This window comes from Aurantiacibacter sp. KMU-128, from assembly GCF_056933515.1.
In genome coordinates this window covers 1,435,127-1,450,761 of the sequence record NZ_JBXORT010000001.1, presented here as the reverse complement: position 1 = coordinate 1,450,761, position 15,635 = coordinate 1,435,127, and the positions used below count along the sequence as shown (strand labels likewise).

The 15,635-nt window shown below is 61.1% G+C and carries 16 protein-coding genes and 1 tRNA gene; 12 read left to right on the top strand and 5 right to left on the bottom strand.

Features of this window, described 5'->3' with window-relative positions; translation table 11 throughout:
• Nucleotides 1-76 precede the first annotated feature (76 nt).
• Entirely contained in the window at nucleotides 77-691 is a 615-nt protein-coding gene (gene pgsA / locus ACS0VV_RS07290; protein WP_483532058.1) for a CDP-diacylglycerol--glycerol-3-phosphate 3-phosphatidyltransferase, read from the top strand.
• Nucleotides 692-720: 29 nt separating this feature from the next.
• Here pgsA and ACS0VV_RS07285 read toward each other — a convergent pair whose 3' ends face one another.
• The 5 genes from ACS0VV_RS07285 to rnd all read right to left on the bottom strand — a co-directional run bounded on the left by ACS0VV_RS07285 (nucleotide 721) and on the right by rnd (nucleotide 5,472).
• The gene (locus tag ACS0VV_RS07285) at nucleotides 721-1,782 is read right to left on the bottom strand and encodes an NAD(P)-dependent alcohol dehydrogenase (protein WP_483532057.1); all 1,062 of its coding nucleotides are present in this window, start codon (nucleotides 1,780-1,782) and stop codon (nucleotides 721-723) included.
• 83 nt (nucleotides 1,783-1,865) lie between these two features.
• Nucleotides 1,866-2,192 carry an REDY-like protein HapK gene (locus ACS0VV_RS07280; RefSeq protein WP_483532056.1) on the bottom strand — a complete coding sequence of 109 codons (327 nt, stop codon included), beginning with the start codon at nucleotides 2,190-2,192 and terminating at the stop codon, nucleotides 1,866-1,868.
• A 66-nt stretch (nucleotides 2,193-2,258) separates the two neighbouring features.
• Entirely contained in the window at nucleotides 2,259-3,254 is a 996-nt protein-coding gene (locus ACS0VV_RS07275) for a serine hydrolase (RefSeq protein WP_483532055.1), read from the bottom strand.
• 110 nt (nucleotides 3,255-3,364) lie between these two features.
• Nucleotides 3,365-4,261, bottom strand: a complete 897-nt coding sequence (locus ACS0VV_RS07270; RefSeq protein ID WP_483532054.1) for a hydrogen peroxide-inducible genes activator — start codon at nucleotides 4,259-4,261, stop codon at nucleotides 3,365-3,367.
• Nucleotides 4,258-5,472, bottom strand: coding sequence for a ribonuclease D (rnd, locus tag ACS0VV_RS07265; protein WP_483533513.1), 1,215 nt, complete (start codon nucleotides 5,470-5,472; stop codon nucleotides 4,258-4,260). Before rnd ends, ACS0VV_RS07270 begins: the two co-directional genes overlap by 4 nt.
• A gap of 187 nt (nucleotides 5,473-5,659) precedes the next feature.
• Here rnd and aspS point away from each other — a divergent pair, with 187 nt between their 5' ends.
• The 11 genes from aspS to ACS0VV_RS07210 all read left to right on the top strand — a co-directional run bounded on the left by aspS (nucleotide 5,660) and on the right by ACS0VV_RS07210 (nucleotide 15,618).
• Entirely contained in the window at nucleotides 5,660-7,447 is a 1,788-nt protein-coding gene (gene aspS / locus ACS0VV_RS07260) for an aspartate--tRNA ligase (RefSeq protein ID WP_483532053.1), read from the top strand.
• A 77-nt stretch (nucleotides 7,448-7,524) separates the two neighbouring features.
• A complete protein-coding gene (locus tag ACS0VV_RS07255) occupies nucleotides 7,525-7,980 on the top strand; it encodes a hypothetical protein (RefSeq protein WP_483532052.1) in 456 nt (151 codons plus the stop codon).
• Between the two features lie 130 nt (nucleotides 7,981-8,110).
• On the top strand, nucleotides 8,111-8,347 hold the full coding sequence (locus tag ACS0VV_RS07250; RefSeq protein ID WP_483532051.1) for an acyl carrier protein: 237 nt from the start codon (nucleotides 8,111-8,113) through the stop codon (nucleotides 8,345-8,347).
• 124 nt (nucleotides 8,348-8,471) lie between these two features.
• A complete protein-coding gene (gene fabF / locus ACS0VV_RS07245) occupies nucleotides 8,472-9,734 on the top strand; it encodes a beta-ketoacyl-ACP synthase II (RefSeq protein WP_483532050.1) in 1,263 nt (420 codons plus the stop codon).
• A 1-nt stretch (nucleotide 9,735) separates the two neighbouring features.
• Entirely contained in the window at nucleotides 9,736-9,885 is a 150-nt protein-coding gene (locus ACS0VV_RS07240; protein WP_483532049.1) for a hypothetical protein, read from the top strand.
• A 1-nt stretch (nucleotide 9,886) separates the two neighbouring features.
• Complete coding sequence (gene mltG / locus ACS0VV_RS07235; protein ID WP_483532048.1) at nucleotides 9,887-10,858, top strand: endolytic transglycosylase MltG; 972 nt, start codon at nucleotides 9,887-9,889, stop codon at nucleotides 10,856-10,858.
• A gap of 44 nt (nucleotides 10,859-10,902) precedes the next feature.
• Nucleotides 10,903-11,382, top strand: a complete 480-nt coding sequence (locus tag ACS0VV_RS07230; protein WP_483532047.1) for a 2'-5' RNA ligase family protein — start codon at nucleotides 10,903-10,905, stop codon at nucleotides 11,380-11,382.
• 70 nt (nucleotides 11,383-11,452) lie between these two features.
• Nucleotides 11,453-11,529: transfer RNA gene (locus tag ACS0VV_RS07225), tRNA-Met, on the top strand.
• Between the two features lie 115 nt (nucleotides 11,530-11,644).
• Nucleotides 11,645-12,385 (top strand): trehalose-phosphatase, encoded by a 741-nt coding sequence (otsB, locus tag ACS0VV_RS07220; RefSeq protein WP_483532046.1) that lies wholly within the window; start codon nucleotides 11,645-11,647, stop codon nucleotides 12,383-12,385.
• Nucleotides 12,382-14,196, top strand: coding sequence for a glycoside hydrolase family 15 protein (locus ACS0VV_RS07215; RefSeq protein WP_483532045.1), 1,815 nt, complete (start codon nucleotides 12,382-12,384; stop codon nucleotides 14,194-14,196). The genes otsB and ACS0VV_RS07215 overlap by 4 nt, the downstream gene beginning before the upstream one ends.
• Nucleotides 14,197-14,217: 21 nt before the next feature.
• Entirely contained in the window at nucleotides 14,218-15,618 is a 1,401-nt protein-coding gene (locus tag ACS0VV_RS07210; protein WP_483532044.1) for an alpha,alpha-trehalose-phosphate synthase (UDP-forming), read from the top strand.
• Nucleotides 15,619-15,635: the final 17 nt, after the last annotated feature.

Genomic DNA, 15,635 nt, shown 5'->3' with positions numbered 1-15,635 from the left:
TTCCTCCGGCTTATAACCAATCCAGTCCATAGGCCACGCTTTTTCCCGAATGATATTGCGGCTATGAGTCGCGCCCATGTGGACATTGCCCAATATCCTCACCTTGTCGCGTATCCTTGCCTTGCCCTTGCTCGGCTTCCTGCTGTGGTGGCCCGGCTGGGCATTGGGATACTATCTGGCCTTTGTCCTATACGCGCTGATGGGCATCACCGACTATTTCGACGGAATGCTTGCGCGGTCGAGCGGGACAGTGAGCAAGCTGGGCATTTTCCTCGATCCGATTGCCGACAAGATCATGGTGGCGACGGTTATTCTGGTGCTGGCGGCGCAAGGCCAGTTGCGCGGGCCATATGTTGGCGATCTGCACGTGGTGGCGGGGCTGATCATCCTGATGCGCGAGATTGCCGTTTCGGGCCTGCGCGAGTTTCTCGGCGGATTGCAGGTGAGCGTGCCGGTGTCCAAGCTCGCCAAATGGAAGACGACCTTCCAGCTGGTGGCGCTCGGCGCGCTCATCCTTGGCGCGGCAGTACATGGCACGCCCTGCGCCTCGCTCGATGCGCCGGGAGGATGCGGCACATGGCAAGACCAGTGGATCCGCACCGTCGGCCTCGTCAGCCTGTGGAGCGCGGCGGTGCTGACCGTGATTACCGGCTGGGACTATCTGCGCGTCGGCTTGAAGCACATGGATTGAGGCACTTGGATTGATGGGGGTGGCGTGGCCTACACCTCTTCAACTGCCAGAGACTCCATATCGATCACGAAGCGATAGCGGACATCGGATTTCTCCAGCCGTTCGAACGCCTTATTTACCTCTTCCATGCGGATAATCTCAATCTCCGGCATCACGTTGTTCGCGGCGCAGAAATCGAGCATTTCCTGCGTTTCCGCGATCCCGCCGATCAGCGACCCCGAAATCGACTTGCGCCCGAACAGCATTGGTGCGGTATTGGTGGGTGTTTCCAGCGGGCCGACCTGCCCGACGATCACCAGTTCCCCGCCCACATCGAGCAGCGGGATGTACGCGTTGACGTCATGCGCAACCGGTACGGTATCGATAATGACGTCGAAACTGCTCGCCGCCGCAGACATTGAATCCTCGTCCGTGGACAGGAGGTATTCGCTCGCACCCAGCTCTGCGGCATCGGCCTGCTTGTCGGGGGAACGCGAAATAACGGTGACTTGCGCGCCCATGGCGGCGGCAATCTTGACTGCCATATGGCCCAACCCGCCGAGGCCGATGACCCCTACGCGGCTGCCCTCCGTCACGCCGCAGGCCTTGAGCGGCGAGTAGGTGGTGATCCCGGCACACAGCAAGGGCGCGGCGCGGGCGAGGTCGAGCGCCGCTGGCACGCCCAGCACGAATTCCTCGCGCACCACGATGTGCTTGGAAAATCCGCCTTGCGTGACGCCTTCGCCATCGGGATTGGGTGAGCCGTAGGTCATCGTCATGCCTTCGCGGCAGAACTGTTCCTGATGCGCATGGCATTGGTCACAATGCTGGCAGCTATCGACCATGCACCCCACCGCTACGGTGTCGCCCACGGCATATTTTGCCGCGCCGCCGCCTGTGGCGATGACGCGGCCGACAATTTCGTGTCCCGGAACAACCGGATAGTTGGTCATCCCCCAATCATCGCGGGCGAAGTGCAAATCCGAATGGCAAATGCCGCAATAGAGGATTTCGATGACAATATCGCCGGGCGCCAGCTCGCTTCTGCGATCAAAGGCGTAGGGCGCCAGCGCCCCGCTCGTATCGCGTGCTGCATAACCAATTGTCTTCATGGATTATCCCCCAGCAATGCCGCGTGTTGCTTCGGGCGGCTAAAGAGCCGGGTTACACCTCTGCGGCAGTCTTGGACAGGACCTTATTCCACTTCAGACACCACGATAAACTGCGGTGCTTCGGCAAAGCCCATGAATTCGCCCATGATCGTTTGCACCGTTTCGCCGCCCATGTCTTCGGCGATGAAGCCGTCCATGTCGGGAATTGCGAAGGCTTCGATATAGGCAAAGCCGGGCGCGCCTTCACCGATCAGCAGCCGCTCGGCGCGGTAGGTGCGGAAGTCGGCGACACGGGCTAGGCCGCGCATCGACGGATAATCGGTTGTGCGCACCCAGTTTTCGAACTGCTCGGGCGTCACCCCCTCTTTCAGCGTGTAGAGCAGGAAGAGGTTCGGTTTTGCATCACTCATGGAATAATCCCCCACATTGGCAAACTGCGACTCCGAGGGGCAGGATTGCGCGAATAGCGGGCGGTTTCAAGGCAATGCGTTGTGATAATCGGCCACCGCTCGGGTGACCGCCTGCATCATCGCCATCCGGTCTTCCGTAGGGCGCTGCGTCTCGCCAATCATCACGGCGATGGCATAGGCCGAGCCGTCAGGCGCATACAGCAGGCCGACATCGTTATAGCCCGACTGGCGGCCTTCGTAGAACTGGCCGGTGCCAGTCTTGTGCGCGAGAGTGAAGCCTTCGGGCGCTCCGGCACGCAGGCGGTTGGGGCCGCTGCGCGTTGCGAACATCACTTCGATCAGCCAGCGCGTGCGTTCGCGGGTGAGCAGGTGGCCGCGTTCCAATCGGGCCAAGGCTCCGGCAATCGCCAGCGCCGATGCGCCGTCCACCGGATCATCCTGATAGCGGCGGAAGGCAGCGGCTCGCACACTGTCGGGAAGCGCGTCGCGCGCGTCGAAAAAGCCGAGGCGGGTGTAGGCATATTCCTGCCGCCATTCGAGGCCGGCAATCGCGCTCTGCATCGCCCGCTCGCCGGGGCCAAAGCGGATGTCGGCAAGCTGCGCATCGGCCAGTTCGGCGCGCACCGCTTCCGGCCCGCCGACGACATTGAGCACCGCATCATTGGCGGTGTTGTCGCTCTGCGTGATGGCGCGGGTGATGAGGTCTTCCACGCTCGTCGTGACCGATCCTGCGGCAAGGATTTCCTCGCGGATCGGCTGGTAAAATACTGCCAGATCGGCGCGGGTGAGCGTAACTTCGCGGCCAAGATCAAGCGCGCCGGTATCCGCTTGGCGCAGGGCGGTGAAGGCGACCCACAGCTTGCTGACGCTTTGCTGGGGGAGCAGCTGCGCCCCGTTCCAGTCGGTCTGCCAGCCGCTATCGACATCGACCACCGCGATACCGAGTGAGCCGCCGAAGTCCTCGCCGATGCGGTCAATCGTTGCTGCGAGTTCGGTTTGCGCCGCCTCGGTCTGTGCTGCGCGCTGCGTTTCTGCACTGTTTTCCGCCGATTGGGCCTGCACAGGCTGCTCGCTGCAACCGGACAGCCCACCGGACGCGGCAAGCGCAAGCAGAAAAGGGGCGACGAGCAACCGCATGACGTGCGACGCTATACCAGCAAGTGGTAAATGTTTCAGCCCGCGCGCAATTCCTCGGCCAGGAGGCGGAATTCCTCCGCGCGCGGCGAATTGGTGCGCCACACCAGTGCGATCTCCCGGCCGGTCTGCTTGCCTTTGAGCGGGCGTGCGACAACATCGGTGCCGAGCAAAATGCCCGCATCAATCGCCATCTTGGGCAGCATGGTGAGGCCGAGGCCGTTATCCACCATCTGCACCAGCGTGTGCAGGCTGGTGCCGATCATCGTCGCACTCGCGCGCATTTCGGGCCGGTTGCAGGCGGCGAGCGCGTGTTCTTTCAGGCAGTGCCCGTCTTCGAGCAGCAGCAAGCGGCCTTCATCGATCATCGCTGGCGATATTTCCGCTGGCGGATCGCGCGGATCGTCCTTGGGGAAAGCAACGAACAATTCGTCATGCGCGATGATTTCCTTCTCTACGTCGCCGGTCGCGAAGGGGAGGGCGAGCAGCACGCAGTCGGCGCGGCCATGGTGGAGCGATTCGATGGCGTGGTCGGAGGTTTCCTCGCGCAGGAACAGCTTTAGCTGCGGACGCTCTTTGCGCAGACGCGGGAGAATACGCGGGAGCAGGAAAGGCGCGATGGTGGGGATGACACTCATCCGCAGTTCGCCAGATAATGGCTGACCGGCAGCTTGCACCAGATCGGACAGCTCCTCCGCCTCGCGCAGCAGCCGATGAGCCTTGGCGACCACACTGTTGCCGAGCGGGGTAAAGCGCACAACGCGGCGGCTGCGCTCCACCAGTGTCACTCCGAGAAGCGATTCCAGTTCACGGATTCCGGCGGAAAGCGTTGATTGTGAGACGAAACTTGCCTCTGCCGCCTTGCCGAAATGGCCATGCTCGTGGAGCGCCACGAGATATTGCAACTGCTTGATAGTGGGCAGGTAGGTGCTCACTGAGCCGCCGCAGCCTCTGCTTCAACCTCGACCATTTCCGCTTGCACATCGTCGATATGGGTCATTTTCAACCGCCCCTTTTCGACTGCGAAAGCGAGCTTGCCTTCTACCAATTCCAGCGCGTCCTTGCCGAACACTTCGAAGCGCCAGCCTTCCAAGATCGGGAGTTTGCGCACACCAGCCGCCAGAGCTTCCAGCTCGTCCGACTTGGTAAGCAGGCGCGACGCCACGTCGATTTCGCGGGCGCGGATTTTCAGCAGCAGTTTGAGCAAATCGGCCACCAGCGCGCCTTCCTTTCCCAGCGGCGCACCGCGCTTGGGCTTGTCGGGCATTTCGTCGGGCGAGAGCGGCTCTGCATTCTTGAGCACTTTCATCAGGCGCCGCCCGATATCGTTCTCTTTCCACGCCTGCGAAAGCCCGCGCACCTTGGCGAGATCGGTCTGTGTCTTGGGCGGATGGCTGGCAAGGTCGGCGAGCGTTTCGTCGCGGATGATACGACCGCGTGGAATGTCCTTGTCCTGCGCCTCGGTTTCCCGCCACGCAGCCAGCGCCTTCAGCCGCCCCAGCACCGCCGGATTGCGGCCCGGCGCGCGGATGCGATGCCATGCGGTGTCGAGATCATTGGCGTAATTCGCCGGATCGGCCAGCTTTTCCATCTCGGCGTTCAGCCAGTGGCCGCGATCGGTCTTGATGAGCTTTTTGAGGATCTTGGGAAAAATCTTGGCGAGATAGGTCACATCGCCGATCGCATATTCGATCTGCCGTTCAGTCAGCGGGCGGCGGCTCCAATCGGTAAAGCGCGCACCCTTGTCGACCGTGATGCCGAGCCAGCTTTCCACGAGATTGGCATAGCCGATCTGCTCCGACTGGCTGATCGCCATCATCGCGATTTGCGTATCGAAAATGGGGAAGGGCGTTTTGCCGGTGAGGTTGTAAATGATCTCCACATCCTGCCCGCCGGCGTGGAAAATCTTCAGCACCTCGTCATTCCCGGTCAGAAGTTCGAGCAGCGGGGTGAGATCGAGCCCTTCGGCCAGCGGATCGATGGCTGCGGCTTCATGCTCGTTACCCACCTGCACCAGGCAGAGCAGCGGGTAATAGGTGTTCTCGCGCATGAATTCGGTGTCGACACACACGAAATCGCTTTTGGCCAGCCGCTCGCACAGATCGGCCAAATCATCGGAATCGGTAATGAGGGGGTGGATTTCCATCGTGTCTTTCACTTCGTTTGGCCGGTTCACCGTGCCTACCGCACTGGCCCTGTCCCGAACGCGATTATCCTTCGCGAATCTTGACAAAGCGGCGTGCATACCCTGTTAGCGCGCGCAGATGCCTAAGCCTTAGCGCAGCGCCGACGCGCGCCCCTAGGGTATAGACCCCGAAATGGAAAGAGTCCCGATGCACGCTTATCGTACCCACACTTGCGCACAGCTTTCGAAAGAAAATGTCGGGGAAGGCGTGCGCCTGTCCGGCTGGGTGCACCGCAAGCGCGATCATGGCGGCGTGCTGTTTGTCGATCTGCGCGACCATTACGGCATCACGCAGATTGTGGCGGACGAGGACAGCCCCGCGCTTGCCTTGCTTGACGGTTTGAAACTGGAAAGCGTCATCACCATCGATGGCGATGTGAAGGCGCGCGATGCGGCGGCGGTCAATCCGAACCTGCCGACCGGAGAGATCGAGGTGTTTGCCCGCAGCGTAACGGTGCAGAGCCATGCCGAGGAACTGCCGCTGATCGTCAATTCGGCGGAAGACTATCCCGAGGAAACGCGCCTGAAATACCGCTTCGTCGATTTGCGGCGCGAGCGGGTGCACAACAACATCATGCTGCGCAACCGCGTGATTACCTCGCTGCGCCGCCGCATGATCGACCAGGGTTTTAGCGAGTTCCAGACTCCGATCCTCGGTGCATCCAGCCCCGAAGGTGCGCGCGACTATTTGGTGCCCAGCCGCCTGCATCCCGGCCGTTTCTACGCGCTGCCGCAGGCGCCGCAAATGTTCAAGCAGCTGCTGATGGTCGCCGGATTCGACCGCTATTTCCAGATCGCGCCGTGCTTCCGCGACGAAGACCTGCGCGCTGACCGTTCGCCGGAATTCTACCAGCTCGACTTCGAAATGAGCTTCGTGACGCAGGAAGACGTGTTCCAAGCGATTGAGCCGGTTCTGGCGGGCGTTTTTGCAGAGTTTGCCAATGGCAAGACCGTAACCCCCGCAGGCGAGTTTCCGCGCATTCCCTATGCCGAAACCATGCTGAAATACGGCACCGACAAGCCCGACCTGCGCAATCCGCTTATCATCAGCGATGTGACGCACCACTTCACCACCTCGGGGTTCGGCATTTTCGAGAAGATTGTTGGCGGCGGCGGCGTGATCCGTGCGATCCCTGCGCCAAATACGCATGAGAAGAGCCGCAAATTCTTTGACGACATGAATGATTGGGCCAAGCGCGAAGGCTTTGCAGGCCTCGGCTATGTCACCCGCAAGGGCGGCGAGTTCGGCGGTCCGATTGCCAAGAACCACGGCACCGAAGGCATGGAAGCGCTCTATGCCGAACTGGGCCTTGGCGAGAATGACGGCCTGTTCTTCGCCGCGGGCAAGGAGAAAGACGCCGCCAAGCTGGCCGGTGCCGCGCGCACCCGCGTGGGCGAAACGCTGGAGCTGATCGAGCAGGATTGCTTCAAGTTCTGCTGGATCGTCGACTTCCCGATGTTCGAATATGACGAAGAGGCGAAGAAGGTCGATTTCAGCCACAACCCCTTCTCAATGCCGCAGGGCGAAATGCACGCGCTGGAGAGCACCGACCCGCTCGAAATCAAGGCTTGGCAGTACGATATCGTCTGCAATGGCTACGAACTCTCAAGTGGGGCGATCCGGAACCACAAGCCCGAAATCATGTACAAGGCGTTTGAAATCGCGGGTTACTCAAAGGAAGATGTCGACGCGAATTTCAGCGGCATGATCGAAGCGTTCAAGCTCGGCGCACCGCCGCATGGCGGCTCGGCACCGGGTATAGACCGCATCGTGATGCTGCTCGCAGACGAGCCGAATATCCGCGAAGTCATCGCTTTCCCGCTCAATCAGAAGGCGCAGGATCTGATGATGGGCGCGCCCTCGGCAGTGACGCCCAACCAGCTGCGCGATGTGCATATCCGCACGGTGGAGTTGCCCAAGGCCAGCAAGGAATAGGGCGCAAACCCCCAGATTTGTGGTCTTCCCTTGGCGTGCTTTGCATTGAATAATGCGCGCGAAATAAGGGGGCGTTGATGAGTGAACCGGTTGTCCGTCTCGACTGGCTGTTACGTTCGCCGGGGCTTATCCGCAACGCGGCGGTCTATTCGGGCTTTCTGATTGGAGACACGCTGTACCTTCTGCGCACCGGGCCGGGCTGGCAGCGGCTGAGCGGGGCCTATGCCGCGTATAATTTCGTCGCCAATCCGGTCATCGAACGGCAAATAAACAAGAATCGCGAGGCCCATGCGGCGATTGCCGGTTGGGATTTTGCGCGGGAAGTGCCGCGGCGGGCGGAGATGGCGTATAGGCTCTCGGCCATCAAATCACTCAAAGTCACCGTTCCGCGCGGTGCAGGCATTGCGATCATGAAGCTGAAGGCGAACGAGGGCAAGCCGCGCTCTCTGACGCTGACTTCGCAGGATTATCTCGGCGATCCCGCGCAACGCGAACGCTTTTTCGCGTCCATACCCTTCGTCGAATACGCCTGATGGCTTGAATTCAGCCGTTTCATCGCCAGTTTTCGCAGTGACCGCAAAACGCGTGCAACCACTTGCGCCGACGCCAAGCGTTCATTAGGGCGAAAGGCGAGTTTGAAACCCCAATCTTGAGAGGGATTACATGAGCGATACCGCTGACCGCGTGAAGAAGATTGTCGTCGAACATCTCGGCGTCGAGGAAGACAAGGTGACTCCGGAAGCCAGCTTCATCGACGATCTGGGCGCAGACAGCCTCGACATTGTCGAGCTGGTGATGGCCTTTGAAGAAGAGTTCGGTGTCGAAATTCCCGACGATGCTGCCGAGAAGATCAACACGGTCGGCGATGCCAACAAGTTCATCGAAGAGAATGCCGGCTGATTGCCAGCAATCGTTGTGAACTGATCCTGCCCGCTGCACTGCGCCCAAGGGTGCTGGTGGCGGGCGGATAGCAAAGGCTCGGCCGTAATGGCTGGGCCTTTTCTGCTTGCGGAGAGAGAAGACTATGCGGCGCGTTGTCGTTACCGGCCTTGGCCTTGTGACCCCCTTGGGCGGGGATGTGGAAACCACCTGGAAGAACTTGATCGCCGGTGAAAGCGGGATCGGGCAGATCACCCGTTTCGACGCCTCGGACCAGAAATGCACCATTGCAGGCGAGGTAAAGCCCGCCGATCATCCGTGGGGCTTTGACGCGGACAAGCGCGTGGACGGCAAGATCCAGCGGCAGGTTGATCCGTTTATCGTCTTCGGTCTCGACGCGGCAGGGCAGGCATTGGAAGATGCCGGTCTGACCGAAATGACCGATGCTAAGAAGCTGCGCGCAGGCTGCTCCATCGGATCGGGCATTGGCGGGCTGCCGGGTATTGAGCTCGAATCGAACAATCTCGCCAATCGCGGTCCGGGCCGCGTTTCGCCGCACTTTGTGCATGGGCGCCTCATCAACCTGATTTCGGGTCAGGTAAGCATCAAATACGGCCTGATGGGCCCCAACCACGCGGTGGTGACCGCGTGCTCCACCGGTGCGCACTCCATCGGCGATGCCGCGCGCATGATCCGCGACGATGATGCAGACATCATGCTGGCAGGCGGTGCGGAAGCGACCATTTGCCCCATCGGCATTGCCGGTTTCGCGCAGGCGCGCGCGCTCAACACCAGTTTCAATGACCGCCCGACCGAAGCCAGCCGCCCCTATGACAAAGACCGCGAAGGCTTTGTGATGGGCGAGGGCGCGGGCGTTGTGGTGTTGGAGGAATACGAACACGCCAAGGCGCGCGGCGCAAAAATCTATGCCGAAGTGGTCGGCTATGGCCTGTCGGGCGATGCCTATCACGTCACCGCGCCGCACCCCGAAGGTTTGGGTGCGGAAAATGCGATGCGCATGGCGCTGAAGAAAGCCGGGCTGGAGCCGTCGGACATCGATTACGTCAACGCCCACGGCACCTCTACCATGGCCGATACGATCGAACTGGCGGCGGTCAGGCGCGTGCTGGGCAGCGATTTGGGAGGTGCGAGCATGAGCAGCACCAAATCCGCCATCGGCCACCTGCTGGGCGGCGCGGGCGCGGTGGAAAGCATCTTCTGCATCCTCGCCATGCGCGACCAGATCGTGCCGCCGACGCTCAACCTGCACAATCCGGATGACGGCACCGAGGGTGTCGATCTGGTTCCGCTCACCGCGAAAAAGCGCGAAGTGAACGCAGTCCTCAACAACAGCTTCGGCTTTGGTGGCACCAATGCATCGCTGGTGATGAAGCGCGTAGAGGGTTGACATGAAGACGCGCCACTTTCTCCTGGCAATTGCACTAGCTTTGGCTGCGTTGATTATCGTTCCAATCATTTTGCTGACACTGACTTGGGGTGAAGCTCACCAGACTGACCTGGGCGATTCATCGCCGGTCATCATCGCCGAGGACGAATGACATGAAGAAGCTGCTTGCCGGGCTGGTCGCGCTTGGTGTCATCTTGGCCGTCGGCATAGGCGGATGGCTGGCGCTGGGGTGGTGGGGCGGTGCCGAAGTAGAGGAGGAGACGGCGTTCACCGTCGCTTCCGGCTCCACGCTCACATCGGTCGCCAATGATCTGGAAGAAGCCGGGCACATCGCCTCTGCCGACGCCTTCCTGCTGCGCGCGAAGATTTTCGGCAGCGGTGATCCGATCAAGGCGGGCGAGTTTATGCTGGCAGCTGGTGCCAGCGCGGCGAGCATTCTTGATACATTCCAGCACGGCGCAGCGATTGCCTACAGCATCACCATTCCCGAAGGCACGCCCTCGGTTATCGTGCACGATCTGCTGATGGCGGAAGAGCTGCTGGTGGGTGAAATTCCGGTGCCCGAAGAAGGCTCTGTCCTGCCCGACACCTATAATTTCGAACGCGGGGAAGAGCGCATCGCCGTCCTCGCTCGTATGCAGCGCGCGATGGACGATACCATTGCCGAGCTCTGGCCCAACCGCACGAGCCGCACCGTTGCGACCACGCCCGAAGAGGCGGTGATTCTCGCCAGCATTGTCGAGAAGGAAACCGGCGTTCCCGAAGAACGGCGCGAGGTGGCAGGGCTCTATTCGAACCGCATCCGTCAGGGCATCATGCTGCAGGCCGACCCGACGATCATCTACCCGATCACCCGAGGCCGTCCGTTGGGTCGGCGCATCCGCCAGTCGGAGATCCAGGCGATCAACGATTACAACACCTACTCGATGGTCGGCCTGCCGCGTGGGCCGATCACCAATCCGGGCAGGGCCAGCATCGAAGCAGTGCTCAATCCGGCGGAGACCAACGCGATCTACATGGTCGCCGATGGCAGCGGCGGGCACGAGTTCAACGAGACACTCGAAGGGCACAATGCCGCTGTCGAACGCTGGTTCGCGCTGCGCCGCGAGCGCGGGGAGATGTGAACACGGCGCAGCATAGCGGGCCAGCGCCGCTGATCCTCACGGCCATGCTGCCCGATGATCTGCAAGCCTGGGCCACCGCGCTGCGCCGCGATTACTTTCCGCCGGAACGCAATTTTCTCGACGCGCATGTCACGCTCTTCCACGCGCTCCCGCCGAGTTGCGAGAGCGAAGTGCGCGATTGCTGCGTGGCTTTGGCGCGGGACTATGCGCCGGTTCCGGCGCGGCTAGTCGGGCTGATGAAGCTGGGCAAGGGCACCGCGATCAAGCTGGAGAGTGAAGCGATGCTGGCGGTTAGAGAGGAACTGGCGGAACGGTTCCACGGCCTCTTAACACCACAAGACGAGCACGCGCCGCGCCTCCACATTACGATACAGAACAAGGTTAGCATTGAAGAGGCAAAGGCTTTGCAAGCCAGCCTCGGCCCCCAGATTCTCCCGCGCGCTTTCGCCTTTGCGGGGCTGTCGCTCCACGCCTATCGCGGCGGCCCGTGGGAGCATATCAAAAGCTGGCGTTTTCGCGGTTGACCGAGACGTGCTTGCCCCCTAAATGCGCGCCTCGCCTGTCGCCCTTGCGGCCCGCGGGCGTTGCCTTTGTGGCGGAGTAGCTCAGGTGGTTAGAGCAGCGGAATCATAATCCGCGTGTCGGGGGTTCGAGTCCCTCCTCCGCTACCATATCCTGCAGATGATATTTGCGTCCGTCAGCCGGAGCCCAGGGGTTTCGGCGGGTTGTCATACGGGGAGGTGTAAGGGCATTGACCCTTCGGACCTGCCGGTTACACCTACGGCTGTGACAGATCTGACTTTGCCTCCGCCGCCACCGCTGGATGACCTTGCCCGGCATAGTCCGTTGGCGCTCTTTCTCGATTTTGACGGGACGCTGGTCGATATTGCGCCGACGCCGGATGCGATTTTTGTGCCGGAGGACATGAACGGGCGGATGCACGCGCTTGCGGAACGGCTCGCAGGGCGGCTCGCGCTGGTTAGCGGGCGGGCGATTGCCAATCTGGAGGAACATCTCGGGCCGCTCGCCATAGCGCGGGCCGGTTCGCACGGCAGCGATTGCCGCACTTCCGATGGCAGGTCGCTGGGAGAGGCTGCGGCGGCGCTGCCACAAGAAGCGCTCGATGCGGTGGAAGCCTTTGCCGCAGCGAACGGTTTTAATACCGAAGACAAGCCGCACGGGGCGGCGCTGCATTTCCGGTCTGATCCTTCGCTTGAGGACAAAGGCCTCGCTTTCGCTCGCGAACTGGCCGCGCAGCATGAACTTGTCGTCAAGCAAGGCAAATGCGTTATCGAACTGGTCGCAGGCGGCGAGGACAAGGGGCGCGCGGTGCGCGCATTTATGGAGGTCGAGCCATTCGCTGGTGCGACACCCGTTTTTGTCGGCGACGATGTGACCGATGAAGACGGAATGCGCGCCGCGCGCGAATTGGGCGGTTTCGGCATCGCCGTGGGCGAACGCCCGAGTGAAAACGCCACCTACGCTCTTGCCAGCCCTGCTGCAGTGCACCATTGGTTGCAACTGTGAGTGAAGAAACCGCGAATACGCAGCAAAGCTCGCTGGAGCTCTGGCCTATCGGCAATTGCCAGGTCTCGGCTCTGGTCAACTCCACTGGCAGCTTCGTGTGGGGCTGCGTGCCTCGCGTCGATGGCGATCCGACCTTCTGTGCGCTGCTTAATGGTGACCAGCAGGATGCGGGCGTCTGGCGGTTCGAGCTGGACGGTCAAATCCGCTCCTCGCAGGAATATATCCGCAACACGCCGATCCTGCTGACAAGGCTAGAAGCAGAGGATGGCAGCGCGGTCGAAGTGCTCGATTTCTGTCCGCGCTACGAAGGCAAGGGGCGGATGTATCGCCCGGTGGCTTTTGCGCGCATTGTGCGGCCTGTAGCGGGCAATCCGCGAATCCGCGTTGTGCTGCGACCGATGAGGAACCACGGTGCCTCGCTCGCCGATACGACCAATGGCACAAACCACATCCGTTATCTGGTGGAACCGCAAGCGCTGCGCCTCTCCACCGATGCGCCGGTGGGCTACATCATGGAAGGCCGCACCTTCCGCATCGAACAGGATACGCATTTCTTTCTCGGACCGGACGAGCCCTTCACCGGCAACTTGCGCGAAGAAATCCGGCGGATGGAGCAATCGACGCGCAAATACTGGCAGCATTGGGTGCGCGGGCTTGCCACGCCGTTCGAATGGCAGGACGAGGTTATCCGCTGCGCGATCACGCTGAAGCTCTGCCAGCACGAAGAAACGGGCGCGATTGTCGCGGCTTTGACGACTTCGATCCCGGAGGCTCCCGGCAGCGAGCGTAACTGGGATTACCGTTATTGCTGGATCCGCGATTCCTATTACACGGTGCAGGCGCTCAACCGTTTGGGCGCACTTGATGTGCTTGAGAAATATCTCAAATATCTGCGCAATATCATCGATGCGGCGAAAGGCGGGCAGATCCAGCCGCTTTACTCGGTGATGGGCGAAGGGCGGTTGAGCGAGACCACCGCAGCCTATCTGGCGGGCTATCGCGGGATGGGGCCGGTGCGCATCGGGAACGCTGCATACAAGCAGGTGCAGCACGATTGCTACGGCCAGATCGTGCTGCCGAGCGCGCAGGGCTTTCTCGACCGGCGGCTGCTGCGCATGGCGGATGACCGTGATTTCGAAGCGCTGGAGGAAGTGGGCGAGGCCGCGTGGAAAATGCACGACCAGCCCGATGCCGGTCTGTGGGAATTCCGCACGCGCGAGGAAGTGCACACTTACTCTGCCGTTATGAGCTGGGCGGCGTGTGACCGCCTGTCCAACGTGGCCGCGCATATCGGTAAGGCGGACCGTGCCGAATTCTGGCGCGAAAGGGCACGCAAGATCACCGAGACGATCGAAGACAAGGCGTGGAAGCAGAACGGCGAGGGCGGCCATTACGGGGCGAGTTTCGAGAGCGACTATCTCGATGCGAGCCTGCTGCAACTGCTCGAACTGCGCTATATTGCAGCAGACGATCCACGCTTCCTCGCCACGTTTGAAATGATCGAGCGCGATTTGCGGCGCGGCGAGCATATGCTGCGCTACGCTGCCGAGGACGATTTCGGCGCGCCCGAAACCGCGTTCAACATCTGCACCTTCTGGCTGATCGAGGCGCTGGCGCTGATGGACCGCAAAGACGAGGCGCGCGATCTGTTCGAGAAAATGCTCGCCCACCGCACCGTATCGGGCTTGCTGTCCGAAGACATGGATTTTGAAACCGGCGAATTGTGGGGCAACTTCCCGCAGACCTATTCCCTTGTCGGAACAATTAACTGCGCCGGATTGTTGTCGAAGGGATGGAACACGGTCCGCTAGCGGCGGACAAAAGGGGGCCTGGTGCCAAGACTTGTCGTCATCTCGAATCGCGTTGCCGTACCCAAGGCGCGCGGGGTGGCGGGTGCGCAAGGCGGTCTGGCGGGCGCGCTCAACGCGGCGCTGAAAGTGAATGGCGGCATCTGGTTCGGATGGTCGGGGCAGGATACGCCGAATTTCACCGGTAGCATCAATTACGTCCGCTCGGGCGATGGGGTAACCACCGCCACAATCGATCTCGAACCGCAGGATATCGAGGAATATTACAACGGTTATGCCAATTCGACGCTGTGGCCGCTGTTCCACTACCGTATCGACCTTACCAAATACGAGCGCGAATTTGGCAAGGGATATGAGCGGGTTAACGAGCGTTTTGCGGAAAGCGCCTTACCCCTGATCGAGCCGGATGACAGCGTTTGGGTGCATGATTACCACCTGCTGCCGCTGGGCGAACGGCTGCGCTCGATGGGCATCACCAATAAGATGGGTTTCTTCCTCCACACGCCGTGGCCACCGACCAATCTGTTCGTGTCCCTGCCTTATCACGAGCGACTTGTCCGTGCGATGCTGCATTACGATCTGCTCGGGTTCCAGACCTCGGTCTGGCTCGAAAGCTTCCTGCATTATTGCGGTAAGGAACTGGGTGCAGAGGTCAATCATGAGACCGGCGAGGTCACCTTTGAAGGCAAGACCACGGTCGCGCGCGCCTATCCGATCGGCATAGACTACGAACATTTCACGTCAAAAGGCGACGTCGGAGAGGCGCGACAAGCGGAACAGCGGCTGTTGTCGTCAACCCGCCGTCGTACGGCAATGATCGGGGTGGACCGCCTCGACTACTCCAAGGGCTTGCCCGAACGCCTCGACGGGATCAGCCGGTTTTTTGACCGCTATCCTGAAAGAGTGCGCGATCTCGTTTTCATCCAGATTGCTCCGCCGAGCCGCGAAGATGTCCAGAGCTATCAGGAAATCCGCGCGACGCTTGAACAGAAAGCGGGACAGATCAACGGTGCTCGCAGCGAGGTCGATCTGGTGCCGGTACGGTACGTGAACAAGGGATTTCCGCAGGAGGAGCTTTACGGCTTTTATCGCGCGGCAAAGATTTGCGCGGTAACCCCGCTGCGCGACGGGATGAACCTTGTGGCCAAGGAATATGTCGCGGCGCAGGACCCCGAGGATCCGGGCGTGTTGATCCTCTCCCGCTTTGCAGGCGCCGCACAGCAGCTCGATTGCGATGGCGAAGGGGCGGTGCTGGTAAACCCCTATAGCGCGGATGAAATGGCGCACGCGATCCGCGTGGCGCTGGATATGCCGCTGGAAGAGCGAAAGAGCCGGTACCAGAAGATGATCGTCACCGTGCGCGAAGCGAATGTGCACGAATGGACGGCGAATTTCATCGCCGATCTGGCGAGCGTTGGTGCCTGACTTCCCGGGTTCCGCGG